14 protein-coding genes are annotated in these 15,237 nt (G+C 64.8%); 13 read left to right on the top strand and 1 reads right to left on the bottom strand.

The annotated features are described in order from the left end of the window. Position 1: 1 nt before the first annotated feature. From AAGW05_RS06420 to AAGW05_RS06385, 8 genes are all read left to right on the top strand, one after another. Positions 2-1,222: an ABC transporter permease gene (locus AAGW05_RS06420; protein ID WP_411803659.1), complete on the top strand. Its 1,221-nt coding sequence runs from the start codon at positions 2-4 to the stop codon at positions 1,220-1,222. A 1-nt stretch (position 1,223) separates the two neighbouring features. Beyond that, positions 1,224-2,618, top strand: coding sequence for an MFS transporter (locus AAGW05_RS06415; RefSeq protein WP_411803658.1), 1,395 nt, complete (start codon positions 1,224-1,226; stop codon positions 2,616-2,618). Positions 2,619-2,709: 91 nt separating this feature from the next. Further along, positions 2,710-3,402, top strand: a complete 693-nt coding sequence (locus AAGW05_RS06410; RefSeq protein ID WP_411803657.1) for a sirohydrochlorin chelatase — start codon at positions 2,710-2,712, stop codon at positions 3,400-3,402. 179 nt (positions 3,403-3,581) lie between these two features. Then, on the top strand, positions 3,582-5,357 hold the full coding sequence (locus AAGW05_RS06405) for a nitrite/sulfite reductase (RefSeq protein ID WP_411803656.1): 1,776 nt from the start codon (positions 3,582-3,584) through the stop codon (positions 5,355-5,357). Next, the gene (locus tag AAGW05_RS06400) at positions 5,354-6,064 is read left to right on the top strand and encodes a phosphoadenylyl-sulfate reductase (RefSeq protein WP_411803655.1); all 711 of its coding nucleotides are present in this window, start codon (positions 5,354-5,356) and stop codon (positions 6,062-6,064) included. Before AAGW05_RS06405 ends, AAGW05_RS06400 begins: the two co-directional genes overlap by 4 nt. Further along, entirely contained in the window at positions 6,061-6,996 is a 936-nt protein-coding gene (gene cysD / locus AAGW05_RS06395) for a sulfate adenylyltransferase subunit CysD (RefSeq protein WP_411803654.1), read from the top strand. Before AAGW05_RS06400 ends, cysD begins: the two co-directional genes overlap by 4 nt. Further along, entirely contained in the window at positions 6,996-8,372 is a 1,377-nt protein-coding gene (locus tag AAGW05_RS06390; RefSeq protein ID WP_411803653.1) for a sulfate adenylyltransferase subunit 1, read from the top strand. The genes cysD and AAGW05_RS06390 overlap by 1 nt, the downstream gene beginning before the upstream one ends. Positions 8,373-8,660: 288 nt before the next feature. After that, positions 8,661-9,647 (top strand): GTP pyrophosphokinase family protein, encoded by a 987-nt coding sequence (locus AAGW05_RS06385; RefSeq protein WP_411803652.1) that lies wholly within the window; start codon positions 8,661-8,663, stop codon positions 9,645-9,647. 7 nt (positions 9,648-9,654) lie between these two features. Here AAGW05_RS06385 and AAGW05_RS06380 read toward each other — a convergent pair whose 3' ends face one another. Beyond that, complete coding sequence (locus AAGW05_RS06380) at positions 9,655-10,167, bottom strand: VOC family protein (RefSeq protein ID WP_411803651.1); 513 nt, start codon at positions 10,165-10,167, stop codon at positions 9,655-9,657. 72 nt (positions 10,168-10,239) lie between these two features. Here AAGW05_RS06380 and AAGW05_RS06375 point away from each other — a divergent pair, with 72 nt between their 5' ends. The 5 genes from AAGW05_RS06375 (at position 10,240) to AAGW05_RS06355 (ending at position 15,112) form a co-directional block, all read left to right on the top strand. Beyond that, positions 10,240-11,064 carry a helix-turn-helix domain-containing protein gene (locus AAGW05_RS06375; RefSeq protein ID WP_411803650.1) on the top strand — a complete coding sequence of 275 codons (825 nt, stop codon included), beginning with the start codon at positions 10,240-10,242 and terminating at the stop codon, positions 11,062-11,064. A 258-nt stretch (positions 11,065-11,322) separates the two neighbouring features. Next, positions 11,323-12,525 carry an ABC transporter substrate-binding protein gene (locus AAGW05_RS06370; protein WP_411803649.1) on the top strand — a complete coding sequence of 401 codons (1,203 nt, stop codon included), beginning with the start codon at positions 11,323-11,325 and terminating at the stop codon, positions 12,523-12,525. Between the two features lie 184 nt (positions 12,526-12,709). Continuing rightward, entirely contained in the window at positions 12,710-13,429 is a 720-nt protein-coding gene (locus AAGW05_RS06365; protein WP_411803648.1) for a hypothetical protein, read from the top strand. Continuing rightward, on the top strand, positions 13,426-14,223 hold the full coding sequence (locus tag AAGW05_RS06360; protein WP_411803647.1) for an ABC transporter ATP-binding protein: 798 nt from the start codon (positions 13,426-13,428) through the stop codon (positions 14,221-14,223). Before AAGW05_RS06365 ends, AAGW05_RS06360 begins: the two co-directional genes overlap by 4 nt. After that, positions 14,216-15,112, top strand: coding sequence for an ABC transporter permease (locus AAGW05_RS06355; RefSeq protein ID WP_411803646.1), 897 nt, complete (start codon positions 14,216-14,218; stop codon positions 15,110-15,112). The genes AAGW05_RS06360 and AAGW05_RS06355 overlap by 8 nt, the downstream gene beginning before the upstream one ends. Positions 15,113-15,237: the final 125 nt, after the last annotated feature.

Genomic DNA, 15,237 nt, shown 5'->3' with positions numbered 1-15,237 from the left:
GATGGCACGGCACAACCTTGGCACAGTGGTGACATTTGAATTCTTCCGCACCATTAAGAAGCGCCGTTTCTGGATTGCCACCCTCGCCATCCCCGTGCTGATAGGCATCGTGTTTACCCTGGTCTTCGCCAGCAGCGCCTCAAGCCAGTCCCAGTCAGAGGCACAAAAGAACGACAAGATCCCCTTCACCTACACCGACGCCTCCGGCCTGGTGGCCCCGGCCATTGCCAAGGCCATGGGAGGTTCCGTGGAGGCCAGCCCGGGCACCGCCGTCGAGCGGGTCAGGGACGGCGCCCTCAACGCCTATTTCATCTACCCGGCGAATATTCTTAAGGACCCCGTGCTGATCTACGGAGCAGACCACGGCATCTTCAAAAATGGCAGCTACCAGGCAGTGGCCAAGCAACTGCTGGTGCTATCGGGCCAGGAAAAGGTCGGCTCGCCCGAAGCGACGGCGGCCGTGCAGGGCAGCTTTGGCACTGACGAGCAGACGTTCAAGGACGGCCAGGTGTCCGGCGGGCTGGACACCGTGGTGCCGCCGCTGCTGTTCCTGGTGTTGTTCTATGTGGTGCTGATCCTGTTGGCCAATCAGATGCTCGCCTCGACGCTGGAGGAAAAGAAAAACCGGGTCACCGAAATGATCCTGACAACCCTGAACCCGACGACGCTCGTGGTGGGGAAGGTCATCTCACTGTTCCTCGTCGGCGCCGTGCAGGCCCTCGTGTTTGCCACGCCCATGGTGCTGGGCTACGTGTTCTTCCGCGAGCAGCTCAACATGCCCAACTTTGACCTGTCCAACCTGCAATTTCAGTTCTGGCCCATGCTCACCGGTGCCTTGATGTTTGTTGGTGGTTTCATTCTGTTCACTGGTCTGCTTGTATCCATCGGCGCCGTCATGCCAACGGCCAAGGATGCAGGTGTCGTGTTTGGCCCTGTCATGATCATGGTCTTTATCCCGTTCTACATCGTTGCTCTGATCATCAGCGACCCCGGCAACATGATCGTGCAGGTCTTCACCTTCTTCCCGCTGACAGCGCCCATCACCGCCATGCTGCGCAACGCGTTCGGATCGCTCGCGGCGTGGGAGGCCGCCATCGTGATCGTTGAGCTGTTCGTGTTCGGGTACCTGGCGCTTCGCCTTGCGGTGCATCTTTTCCGCTATGGCTCCATTGAATACAACCGAAAACTCTCCCTGCGCATGGCTTTTACAAGGAAGAACTGAGATGCAACGGCGGGTGCTGTGGGTGGCCATCCTGGCCTCCTTCGTGGCGTTTCTCGACGGCGCGATCGTCACCGTTGCACTGCCGGCGATGACCCGGGAGCTCGGCGGCGGCATCACCACGGCGCAGTGGGTGGTTGATGCCTACCTGCTGGCGCTCGGCTCGCTGATCCTGATCGCCGGTTCACTCTCGGACATGTTCGGCCGCGTGCGGATCCTGCGCGCCGGACTTCTCATCTTCGGGCTTGCGTCCCTTTCCTGCGCGCTAGCCCCGACGGCGCTTTTGTTGATTGTGGCGCGCGGGGTGCAGGGCGCCGGGGCCGCGCTCCTGGTGCCGAGCTCGCTGGCACTGATCACTTCCACGTTCAGTGGCGCAGCCCAGGGCAAGGCGATCGGGCGCTGGACGGCCTGGACCGGGCTGGCGTTTCTTGCCGGTCCGATCGTGGGTGGGCTGCTTGTCGAGTTCGCCTCGTGGAGGCTGATCTTCGCCATCAACGTCCTGCCCATCGCCGCAACGTTTCTGCTGCTAAAGGGGCTCGCGCTGCCGGTAGCGGGTGCCGTTGCTGCGGCGGGGCCGGCGGGTCGGGCGCGCCGGATCGATGCGGCAGGGGCGGTGCTGGCCGCCGTCGGGCTTGCAGGGACGGTGTTTGCCTTGATTGAACAGGACAGGCTGGGGTGGGGGAGCCCTGCCGTGTTCCTGCCGTTTGGAGTGGGGATAGCTTCGCTGGCGGCATTTTTGTGGTGGGAAGCCAAAACCCCGGCTCCCATGATGCCGCTTGGCCTGTTCAGGCTGCGCAACTTTGGCGTCGGCAACATTGCCACGACCTTCATTTACGCGGCACTGTCGCTGGGGCAGCTGGTGCTGATCCTGTTCCTGCAGGAGGTCGCCGGCTTCACCGCCGCGCAGGCGGGGCTCGCGTCGATGCCCGTGGCCGTGATTTCGCTGTTCCTTGCAGGTCCCTTCGGCACCCTTGCGGGGAAGTACGGGCCGCGCCTGTTCATGGCGGCCGGTCCAATGGTGGCCGGTGCGGGGTATTGGATGATGACGGCGGCGGCCCATCCGTTCAACTTTTGGTGGCAGATTTTGCCCGGCCAACTGGTGTTTGCCGTGGGGCTGTCGGTGATAGTGGCACCCCTGACGGCTGCCATTCTTGGGGCCGTTCCCAAGGAGCAGAGCGGCATTGGATCGGCGATCAACAATGCAGTGTCCCGTGTGGCCGGGTTGATTGCCGTGGCACTGATCGGGGTGATGCTCGGCGGCGTGCTTGACTATGGATCGTTCAGGCGCGTCATGGCTATCACGGCCCTGCTGTTCCTGATCGGCGGGGTGGTTTCCGCCATCGGAATCAGCAACTCGGCGGCCAGGGGGCAGCAGGCCGAGGTCCCCGGCGGCGCGTGAACCTACGTCTCTGGGGGAAACAATGGTGCCCGGTCCGCCACGGCCGTGCCGTACATTGGCTGCAAACATGCATTGCGAAAGGACTCTGAACATGACGGACGATACGGTCATGATTGCCTGCGCCCACGGCACCGGCAACGCCGCGGGGCAGGCGCGCATCAACGCCTTGCGCGCCGACATCGCCGCCCTGAGGCCCGGCCTTTCGGTTCTCGAAGCGTATGTCGACGTCCAGCAACCCGCCCTGCCCGACGTCGTTGCGGGGCTGCCAGATGGAGTCCGGGCAGTGGTGGTTCCGCTGCTGCTGACAGTCGGATTCCATGTGCGGGTGGACATTGCAGAGGCCGTCACGTCCCGACCCAACACTCTTGCCGCGGCGCCGTTGGGGCCGGATCCCCGGCTGGCGAAACTGCTGGATGAACGGTTGGGCGAGCTGCCGCCCGATTGGGGCATCGTGCTGGCCGCCGCAGGATCCTCCCGGCCCGAGGCTGCAGAACAAATTGAGGTGCTGGCGGCGGATCTGGCTGTGCGCCGCCCGGAGCCTGTGCTCGCCGCCTATGGGGCAAGCGCGCGTCCGTCGGTGCCCGAGGCCGTTGAACAGCTGCGGGCCGGTGGTGCCGCCGGGGTGGCGATCGCCTCCTATTTGCTGGCCCCCGGATACTTCCACGACCAGCTTGCACAGGCCGGGGCAGACCTCCTCGCCGAGCCGCTGCTGCCTTCCCGCTTGCTGGCCGAGCTGGCGCTTGAACACTTTGACAGGGCGGTTTCGGCGGGCCTTGCCGGCTGAGAAGGCCACCACGCACGACGCCGGACCGCCCCGCCCGGGTGGCCGGCGTCGTGCCTTCCTCCGGGAAGAACCCATGCATACCCGGGCGCGAAATGGGGCGTGTGACGAAATGTTGCCCAAGGTGAACCAGCGTTGCAATCCTGATTGGCCGGTGTGCGGCGGCACCCTACGCTCGTTTCATGACACAGACAGCTCTAGCCGGAGCGCAGGCCCCGGGCACTGAACCCGCGCCGGCGTCCACAGCGGCAGCCGCCAAACCCGTCCGCACGGCACGCCCCCGCCCGGCCGCCAAGCCGCACGGGCAGTGGAAAGTTGACGGCACGGCCCCGCTGAACGCGAACGAGGTCTGGAAGCAGGAGGACGGCGGGTTGAGCGTGCGCGAACGCATCGAGACCATTTACGCCGCGGGCGGCTTCGACAGCATCGAGAAGACGGATCTGCACGGCCGTTTCCGCTGGTGGGGCCTGTACACCCAGCGCAAGCAGGGGATCGACGGCGGCAAGACTGCCACGCTTGAGCCGCACGAACTTGAGGACAAGTACTTCATGCTGCGGGTCCGCATCGACGGCGGCGCCCTGACCACCGAACAGCTGCGTGTCATCGGCCAGATTTCAACCGACTTTGGCCGCGATACTGCGGACCTGACCGACAGGCAGAACGTCCAGCTTCACTGGGTGCGCGTTGAGGACGTACCGGAGATCTGGAACCGTCTCGAGGCTGCGGGCCTGTCAACCACCGAGGCCTGCGGCGATGTGCCACGCGTGATCCTTGGCTCCCCGGTTGCCGGCATTGCCAAGGACGAGATCATCGATCCCACACCCTTGATCCAGGAGGTCAGCGCCCGTTTCATCGGCGATCCGGAGCTGGCCAACCTGCCGCGCAAGTTCAAGACGGCCATTACGGGCCATCCGTCGCAGGACGTGGTGCACGAGATCAACGACTTCGCCCTGGTTGGCGTCATCCATCCCGAATTGGGCGCCGGCTACGATCTCTGGGTAGGTGGCGGGCTGTCCACCAACCCGCGCCTGGCCGAACGCCTCGGCGTGTTTGTCGCACCCGAGGTTGCCGCCGAAGTCTGGCTCGGCGTCACGAGCATCTTCCGCGACTACGGCTACCGGCGCATGCGCACCAAGGCCAGATTGAAGTTCCTGCTGGCCGACTGGGGCACCGCCAAGTTCCGGGCGATCCTTGAGGACGAGTACCTGGGCCACAAGTTGCCCGACGGCGACCCGGCGCCGAAGCCCACCTCACCCGGGGACCACATTGGCGTGCACGAGCAGAAGGACGGCAAGTTCTTCATCGGCGTCACCCCTACTGTGGGCCGCGTTTCAGGCTCCACGCTGACGGCAGTTGCCGACGCCCTCGAGGCCCACGGCTCCTTCCGCCTGCGCACCACCCCGCACCAGAAGCTCGTCATTCTCGACGTGCCGAAGGAGCAGGTGGAGCCGCTCATCACAGTCCTTGACGGGCTCGGTCTGTCGGCACGGCCGTCGCTGTTTCGCCGTTCCACGATCGCCTGCACGGGCATCGAGTACTGCAAGCTGGCCATCGTGAACACCAAGGACACCGCGGCCACGGCCATCAGTGAACTGGAAACGCGCCTCGCGGATTTGGTTGACACCGGCGTCCTGGCGCAGCCGATCGCCCTGAACATCAACGGCTGCCCCAACTCCTGCGCCCGCATCCAGACAGCGGACATCGGGCTGAAGGGCATGATGCTTCCCACGGACGACGGCGGCACGGCCCCCGGCTTTCAGGTACACCTGGGCGGCGGGCTGGCCACCGACAACCGTGTCGAGGCAGGTCTTGGCCGCACCATTCGAGGGCTCAAGGTCACGGCCGAGGACTTGCCGGACTATGTTGAGCGTGTGGTCCGCCAATATGTTGGTTCCCGCACCGAGGGGGAGACCTTCGCCGAATTCGCGCACAGGGTTGATGAGGAGTTGCTGAAATGACAACCACTTTTCGTTCCCACGCCGAGCTTCAGGCGATTGCCGCCGCTGGCGCGGCCGAGCTGGCCTGGGACGCGCCAGCCCACAACGTCATCGCCTGGGTGTCGCGCAACTTCGCGACGGATGCGGCCGCCGTCGCTTGTTCCATGGCAGACGCCGTCCTGCCGGCCCTCGTCGCCGACCAGCTGCCCGGCGTCGACGTACTGTTCCTAGATACCGGTTACCACTTCCCGCAAACCTACGAGACGCGCAACGCGGTGGCCGAAAACCTGCGGGTCAACGTCGTTGACGTGCAACCCGTCAACACCGTCGCGCAGCAGGATTCGTTGCTGGGCAAGGACCTTTTTGCCCGCGACCCTGCCCAATGCTGCGCGTTGCGGAAGGTTGAACCGCTGAGCCGAGCCCTCAAAGGATACGAGCTGTGGTTCACCGGGGTGCGCCGCGACGAGGCACCCACCCGAACCAACACGCCCCTGGTGGTGTGGGACGAGAAGAACGGCCTGGTCAAGGTCAACCCCGTCGCCACCTGGACGTATGAGGAAATCATCAGCTACTCGGATGACAACCTGCTTCCAGTGAATCCTTTGCTCAGCCAGGGCTACCCATCCATCGGCTGCGCGCCCTGTACCAAGAAAGTGGCCCCCGGCGCCGACCCCAGGTCCGGCCGCTGGGCCGGAACCTCCAAGACAGAATGTGGACTACACGTATGAGCACCCAAATTACAGAAGCCCCGCTGGAAGAGCATGTCGGGACCCTGAACTCCCTTGACCTGCTTGAATCCGAGGCCATCCACATCATCCGTGAAGTGGTCGCAGAGTTCGAGCGCCCAGCGCTGCTGTTCTCCGGCGGCAAGGATTCAGTGGTCATGCTGCACCTTGCCACGAAGGCGTTCTGGCCCGGGAAGGTCCCGTTCCCCGTGCTGCACGTGGACACCGGCCACAACTTCCCCGAGGTCATTGACTTCCGCGACAGGACGGTTGAACGCCTCGGCCTGCGCCTTGAGGTGGGCTCCGTGCAGGCATTCATCGACAGCGGCGAGTTGGCGGAGCGCGCCGACGGCACCCGCAACCCGTTGCAGACCGTGCCGCTGCTTGACGCCATCGCGAAGAACAAGTTCGACGCCGTGTTTGGCGGTGGCCGCCGCGACGAGGACAAGGCCCGCGCCAAGGAGCGCATCCTGTCCTTGCGCGACGAATTTGGCCAGTGGGACCCGCGCAACCAGCGCCCCGAGCTGTGGAACCTGTACAACGGCCGCCACACGGTTGGCCAGCACGTGCGGGCGTTCCCCATCAGCAACTGGACCGAGCTGGACATCTGGCGCTACATTGCCCGCGAGAACATCGAGCTGCCGGGCCTGTACTACGCCCATGACCGCGAGGTCTATGAGCGCGAGGGCATGTGGCGTGCCGTCGGCGAGGTCTCCCCGCCGCGCCCCGGTGAGGAAGTTCTCATCAAGCAGGTCCGCTACCGGACGGTGGGGGACATGTCCTGCACAGGTGCCGTGCTCTCCAACGCAACCACAGTCCACGACGTGGTGCGCGAAGTTGCCGCCTCAACCCTGACCGAACGTGGCGCCACGCGGGCCGATGACCGCATCTCCGAGGCAGCCATGGAAGACCGCAAGAAAGACGGCTACTTCTAATGAGCACCAACACCGAAGCTCCCCTCGCGCAGGCAACACTGTTCCGCTTTGCCACAGCAGGCTCCGTCGATGACGGCAAGTCCACCCTGGTTGGCCGGCTCCTTCACGATTCCAAGGCCATTCTCGCCGACACCCTCGACGCCGTGACCCGCACCTCCGAGGCCCGCGGCTTCGGCGGCGAGAACGGCAGCGCCCAGAAGATCGACCTAGCCCTGCTGACAGACGGCCTGCGTGCCGAGCGTGAGCAGGGCATCACGATCGATGTCGCCTACAGGTACTTCGCCACCGACCGCCGCAGCTTCATCCTCGCCGACTGCCCCGGCCACGTGCAGTACACGAAGAACACGGTGACTGGCGCGTCAACCGCGGATGCCGTCGTCGTGCTCATCGATGCCCGCAAGGGCGTCCTTGAACAGACCCGCCGGCACCTGTCCGTGCTGCGCCTGCTGCGTGTGCCCAACGTCCTGGTGGCCGTGAACAAGATCGACCTCGTGGACTTCAGCGAGGATGTTTACCGCGCCATCGAGGCGGACCTGCAGTCAGTGGCGGCCGATATTGGCCTGAACGACGTCGTCGTGGTCCCCGTTTCCGCGCTCGAGGGCGACAACGTGGTGGACCGCTCCACCCACACGCCCTGGTACACCGGGCCGAGCCTGCTGGACATCCTGGAAACTCTGCCCACCACGGATGAGCTGGAGCGCGGGCTCGAGCCTTTCCGCTTCCCCGTTCAGCTGGTGGTTCGTCCCCAGGGTGCCCTCGCCCCGGAGCTGGCCCTTGCGGACGACGCCGGAGCCTCCTTCCGTGATTACCGCGCCTACGCCGGCCAGGTCGCCTCGGGCGGCGTCTCGGTGGGGGAATCGATCACTGTTTTGCCGTCTGGCCGGACCGCTACGGTTGTGGGCATCGACTTCGCCGGACGCTCGTTGGAGCGCGCGGTGGCCCCGCAGTCAGTCTCGCTGCGCCTGAGCGAGGAGATCGACATTTCCCGGGGCGACGTCATCGCCGCCACCGGCACCTTTGGCGAGGTCAGCCAGGATGTATACGCGGAGCTGTGCTGGCTCTCCACCAAGCCGCTGCGCGAGGGTTCAAAGGTCCTGATCAAGCACGGAAGCAAGACGGTTCAGGGCCTGATCCGCGCCGTCACCGGCAAGCTCGACCTTGACACGTTTGACTACGAGGCCGTGTCGAACCTGGAATTGAACGACATCGGCACGGCCCAGATCCGTCTGTCCTCGCCGCTGCCGATTGAGACATATGCGTTGCACCGCCGTACGGGAGCATTCCTGGTGATCGACCAGCAGGACGGCAACACTCTGGCTGCCGGACTGGTCAAGGACCACCCCGGCGACCACGAGGACGAGCGCTACAGCATCTAAGCCGGCGTTCTTTGCCGAATTATGCGCCCGCCCCCCGTTTTTGCGCCCCGTCTACCGGGCGCAAAAACCGGGGGTGGGCGCATTTTTTCGTTCGGGGTCTCGGCTGGCGGATCGAACCGCATTTCACCGAACCCCGCCGAGCAGTCCGCCTCTTCAAGAGGCCACAACCCGGGCTGGACAAGTTCGGCGAAGGTGGGAGAATTTGAGAAAGGGCCGGGTGCATTACCGGGCCCGAAATGGCAGGGGGACACCATCGAAAGCTGGACCGTTCAGGACGCGGGGGTCGCAGTGGAGGAACCACGGTTTCAGGCGCGGGCCCTCAACGAAGCAGCCCAGGCCATCAGGAACACCATTGTCGGCAGGCTGCACGATGACGGTCTGAACCACCACGACGTGCAGTTTCGGGTCAAGACGCCCGAATCTGCCGCCGAGAAATTGGCCCGTCGCGGACAGGACGGCCAGCTGAAGTACCCCGGCGGCCTCGCACGGCTCGATGACCTGATCGGCGTCAGGGTCATCTTGTTTGTGGAATCGGACATTGACGCCGTGGCGATCGCCTTGTCCAGCCAATTCATCTGCCACGACGATGAAGACAAAACAGCCATGATGCGCAAAAACGGCGGCATCGGTTACGCGGGCCGGCATCTGACCCTTGAGGTTCCGGCCATCAACCCGCCCACCGGCTGCAGGGATTACACCGGCCAACGCTTTGAGGTGCAAATCCGCACGGTTCTCCAGCACGCCTGGGCCGAATTTGAACACGACATCCGCTTCAAGGGCTCCAGCGGGGACAATGCCGAAATCAGCCGGGCCTTCACCATGGCCTCTACCCTCATTGAACTGGCCGACCAGCAGTTCGTGAACATCAGCGACATCCTCAAGCGTGTGCAGGCCGAAGGTACCATCGAGGCCGCCCCGGAATCCAAGCGGCTCGACGCCGGGACCCTCCAAAGTGTGCTGGCCCGCGCGTTCCCCGCGTACCGCAACAGCAAGGAAAACCAGTACGACTGGATGGTCCATATCCTTGCAGCCAACGGCATTGACACCGTCAGCGCGGCCGAGGACTGGTTCGGCTCGATGGATCCGGACAGGGTTGCCCAGATCATGCAGTACAGGTTTTCGCCAGGACAGGTGCGTGTGGCCGATGACCTGCTGCTGCAATCCCTGGGTGAGTCCTATGTCGATGCCACCAAGGAGGTCGGCAGCGACACCAACCGTGAACACAAGCTGCGTTCGCGCTTGCGCAGGCTCCGCACCGACAGGGACGGCGACTAGGTGCTGATCAGGCCTGCGTGGCCGCCCATTGGGCAACTCGTGCGGCGCTTTCCTTTTCCGATAGGTCCTCAACCCGGGTCATGACGGACCAGCGAACGCCAAAGGGGTCCCTGATGCTGGCAAAGCGGTCGCCAGAGACGAAACCGGCGATCGGTTCCCTGATGACCGCCCCCGCGTCGACGGCGCGGGCCACCACGGCATCAACGTCCGAACAGTAGAGCGCGATCGAGTAACAGTCGTCGTCGCCGTCGGGGGCCGGGACGAGGTGATAGGTGGGGTTTGGCTCGCCCAGCTGCAGGCGGCCCTGGCCGAAGTCCAGCTCGGCATGGACCACAACCCCGCCGAACTCGGTGACCCCCACAGCGCGGGCACCAAAAACGTCGCGGTAAAACTCGATGGCTTCCGCCGCCCGGGGGATGGACAGGAACGGGGTCAGGCTCGTAAATCCATGCGGAATACCGTGCGTGGTGAACTGGCCATGCGCGGCGGTTGACTTCTCAAGGTCAGATGAATTGGTCATGGAAGCAACGCTACGCACCACGGGCCGCAATGGCTTGTATATTCGCGACAACCCCGACCCTAGAATGGCCCTGTGTCCAGTATCTTCAAGGGGATCCTTTATCCCGCCGATCTTCCAACCTTCCACCGCCTGCCTGCGCCACCGGAAGTGCAGAACCTCGTGTCGTGGTTTTGGATTCCCGAATGGGACATCGAGCCGGGGCGATCCTCACGCCAGCAGCTGCTTGCATTTCCCGCCAGCAACCTCGTGGTCCAGCGAGACGCAGTAGAGCTGAGCGGCCCCACAACACGGATATCCCAGCAGGACCTCAGTGGCCGGGGCTGGGCCGTGGGGGCATTGCTGAGGCCGGCGGCAATACCCTTTTTTACCGGCAACCCGGGGGAGCTGCGGGACACAAAACTGGTGCTTGGGGCACCCGGGCTGCTGGCCGCCGTCGTCCATGCCATGGACGGCACCACTCCGGAGCGACGCCGGGAACGTGCGGTTGCCGCGTTTGCCGCGTGGCTGGCTGAACAGATCCCCGAGGTCACGGCCGAAGCCCGGCTGGCCAACGCCATGGCCGATGAAATTGCCGGCAACCCCGGGCTGGTTCGCATCGAGGACGTTGCGGAACGGATGTCGGTGTCCACCAGGACCCTGCAACGCCTGGCCAGGAAGTATGTGGGGCTGAGCCCCTCGGCGCTGATCCGGAGGCGCCGGCTGCAGGAAGCCGCAGACCGTGCCAGGACCCACCCCGAGCTTGAGCTGGCGGCCGTCGCAGCCGAGTCCGGGTACGCGGACCAGGCGCACCTTGCCAACGACTTCCAGCGGTTTCTTGGCTTCACGCCCAGCAACTACCGGCGGTCGGCGGGCGGGCGCCCGGATGCCGAAGTGACGGGCCCAGCAAGCGGACAATGACCAGTCGGACGCGGTTTGTGACGTCTCATGAACTCCCATGACCCAGGGCGTCGAAACCGTTGAACCGGCTCCCCGCCTGTCCCTAGCCTTGTTCCATGACGAGATTCGCCACAGCAGCAACACCGGCCGGCGCCAGCATGGCCGGCACGGAAGGGACCGCCCGGATGGCGGCCGTCTCCCCCCGCCAGGCACGGTTTTCGCCGCGATGTTGCCGGCTCCACCACTGAGCCCGCCACCCCTTCATCCCAAGGACCCACCATGCCTGAGCACACCCCCAAGCAATCGCTTGAACAACAAAAAGAACAGCAGGACACGGCGAAAAACGGTTCCGGCAACAAGCTGAAGACCGTCCGCGTTGTCGCCGGCCAGAAAACCCGGCGCAAGATCCGCGGCATTGAAATAGTTGCCGTAACGGCACTCGTCGCCCTGATCGGAGCAGGTGCGGCCGTTGCCGCAGTAAACAGCGGCAACAACGAAAACGCCAAGAACCGGCAGGCTGCGTCCGGCCCCGCCGCCGAGCTGCGACTCGGATACTTCGCCAACGTCACCCACGCCCCAGCCCTGATCGGCGTCAATGACGGCATCCTGGCCAAACGCCTGGGCAGCACTGTGCTGAAAACACAGGTCTTCAACGCGGGACCGTCAGCCATTGAGGCCCTGAACGCCGGAGCCATCGACGCCGCCTATCTGGGCCCCAGCCCCGCCATCAACTCCTACGCCAAGAGCGGCGGCGAATCCATCCGCATCATCGCCGGAGCCACCAGCGGCGGCGCGCAGCTGGTGGTGAAAACGTCCATCACCTCGGCACAGCAACTGCGCGGAAAAGTCCTGGCCACCCCTCAATTGGGCGGCACGCAGGACGTAGCACTGCGCTCGTGGCTGGCCGGCGAGGGACTCTCCACCACGCCAAGCGGCGGCGGCGACGTCACGATCAACCCCACTGACAATGCCAGCACACTGAAACTGTTCCAGGAAGGAAAGCTCGACGGCGCCTGGCTGCCCGAGCCGTGGGCCTCACGCCTGGTGCTCCAAGCCGGGGCGAAAGTCCTCGTCAACGAGGCCGAGCTGTGGGAGAAGGGCCAGTTCGCCACGACCATCCTGATCGTCAGCCAGAAGTTCCTTGAACAGCACCCGCAAACCGTCGATGCCCTGCTGGCTGGCAACACCGAGGCCATCGACTGGCTCAATACGCATCCGAAGGATGCGGCAACTGCCGTCAACGCCGCCTTGAAATCGGCGGCGGGCAAGGCGCTGCCGGCTGACGTCATCGACAGGTCGTTGTCGGAGCTGACGTTCACGGCAGACCCCCTGGCCGCCACCTTCCCCAAGTTGCTGCAAAACGGTGTCACGGCAGGAGTGGGGAAGCAGGCCGACCTGTCAGGCATCTTTGACCTGAAGCCGCTGAACGGGATTCTCCTCAAGGCCGGCAAGCCGAAGATATCCGCCGGCGGGCTGGACTGATCCCAGGAACGGACGACGTCGGCCTCCCAGGGCCTGAGCCAAGGGGCTGCCAGGATGCTGGAATCCGGGTGGCCCCTTGGCATCTGATCACCTGCGTCCAATGTTTGTGACGCCGCGTGAACCCCTATGACCCCGGGTGTCCCGTTCGTTGAACAGGTGCACGGGCATTCCCTACCGTTTAGGAATGAGCACACAGGGATACCCCACCGGGACGCAGACGCCTGAGGCGCCGGAAAGCCATCCGCCCCTGGAACACAGGCGTGTTATGGCAGGGGCAAAGCCCCGGCGCACGTTCCGCGGCCTGGAGATGATGGTGGTTGCCGCCTTGGTCGTCCTAATCGGGGCGGGTGCGGCCGTGGCCGGCGCGAATTCGAAGGACGCCGGACAGGAGTCCCCGGCAACCTCACGTGCAGAGGTCCTGAAGCTGGGCTACCTTGGCCCCAACCCGGCCCTGATCTCATTTGTACAAAGCGGCGGTGACGAGATGAATGTCACGCCCACAACCAACGCCCAGACCCGGCGACTCTTCCGGGACGGGAAGATCGACGACGCCTGGGTCGCCGAGCCATGGACCTCGCGCATGGTGCTCCAGGCCGGACATGTGGAGTCCGTCAAGTGGCCTGACGGGCACCCGGATGAGGCAGGGAAGGTCATCAACGACGCGCTCACCGTTGCCATTGGGAAACCGCTGGAAGGGAACGTGATTGCCAGGTCCATGTCCGAATTGAAATTCACCTCGGACCCGCTGGCGGGAACCTTCCCCACACTGCTCGACCACGGAGTCAGCGTTGGCGTCCCCAAACCGGCAGACCTCAACGGGCTTTTCGACCGGACATTGCTGAACAAGGTACTAAAGACTGCCGGCGGATATCCCGTCAGCGCAGCAGGATTGGGTGCACAATGACTGAACTGCTGATTGCCAACGCCGCCGCCGGGGCGCACGGCGCAACGGGGGGCGACGGCGAAGGCCGGGCACCCGCCGTCGTCCTTGAAAGCCTCGGCAAGCGCTTTGGCGAGGGTGCTCCCGTGCTGGAGGACATCAACGCAACCGTCAACCAGGGTGAGTTCGTGGCGCTTTTGGGCGCCTCCGGCTGTGGCAAGTCGACCCTGCTGAACATTATCTCCGGGCTGGACGTGCCCACCACCGGGGCGCTGGAGGTGCCCGAGGATGGCGCCGCGTTCATGTTCCAGGATTCCTCCCTGTTCCCGTGGCTCAGCGCGCGCGGCAACGTCGAACTGGCGTTGAAGCTGCGCGGTGTGAGCAGTGCCGATCGCAGGGTGCGCGCCGTCGAACTTCTTGAGCTGGTGAACCTGGGTCACTCCCTGGACAAGCGCCCGCACGAACTCTCCGGCGGCATGCGCCAACGCGTGGCACTGGCTAGGGCGCTGGCGCAGGACAGGCCGCTGCTGCTCATGGATGAGCCGTTTGCCGCCCTCGACGCCATCACCCGCGACCTGCTGCACAACGAGCTCGAACGGGTGTGGAAAGAGACCGGCCGGACCATCATTTTTGTCACCCACAACGTCCGCGAGGCCGTCAGGCTGGGGCAGCGGGTGCTGCTGCTCTCCTCACGGCCCGGGCGAGTGGTGGCCGAATGGCAGGTTTCCGAGGAGCACAGGACCAACGCCGGCGCCGCCGGACAACTCACCGGCGACATCACCGCCCGATTGCGCGAGGAGATCCGCCGACATGCCTGAAACAGTAACGTCACCGATGATCAAAAGCGGCACTGAAGAGGAAATGCGCTCGCTCGAGGCGGGTCTTGATTCGCTGCAATCAGAGGACGTCCAGCGCCGGGGGATCGACTGGTCCAGGGTGCTCCTGCCGTTGGCCGCCTTCATTGTGCTGCTGCTCGCCTGGCAGTTTTATGTTTCTCTGGGACTGCGCCGCCGCGACCTGGTGCCCGGACCGCTTGATGTGCTCGGCTCGCTCGGCACGCTGTGGCAGGAAGGCACCGCACAGGAGGCTGTCTGGACCTCGCTGCAGCGCGGCATCATGGGCTTCACGATCAGCATTGTGGTCGCGACCCCGATCGGTTTGCTGCTGTCCCAGGTACGCCTGCTGCGCCGCGCCTTCGGGCCGTTAATTTCGGGGCTGCAGGTCCTGCCGTCGGTGGCATGGGTCCCGGCCGCCATCATCTGGTTCGGGCTAACAGACGCCACCGTCTACTTCGTTATGTTCATGGGAGCCATCCCGTCCGTCATTAACGGGCTCATCGCTGGCGTGGACCAGATCCCGCCGCAGTACCGCCGCGTGGGGCAGATCCTTGGCGCATCCCGCTGGCAGATGGCCGTGAACGTGGTGCTTCCTGCGGCACTTCCCGGCTATGTGGGCGGGCTCAAGCAGGGCTGGGCATTCTCGTGGCGGTCCCTCATGGCTGCCGAGATCATTGCCATGGGCGGAAGCCTTGGCTTCGGCCTGGGCTCACTGCTGGAACAGGGACGGCAGCTCTCCGACATGGGCATCGTGATGTCGGCAATCCTGATCATCTTGTTCGTTGGCATCGCCGTGGAACTGCTCGCCTTCGCCCCGGTGGAAAAGCGGCTGCTGCGCGGACGCGGGCTGCTCGCCGGCAGCACACGCTAGTCCCCGGCTGCTCCCACCCCTCGCAAGCTCGGGCCGGGTCCCTCGCAGCCGTGGGCCCAGCTCCCACCCAGTTGAGGCTCGCTAGCGAGCCGTTCTTTGGGTCCCTCGGGTGTGTGGGCCCAGCT

The sequence above is a fragment of the Arthrobacter sp. LAPM80 genome (assembly GCF_046736435.1).
Classification (GTDB): Bacteria; Actinomycetota; Actinomycetes; order Actinomycetales; family Micrococcaceae; genus Specibacter.
This window is presented reverse-complemented; position numbering and strand designations above follow the sequence as displayed.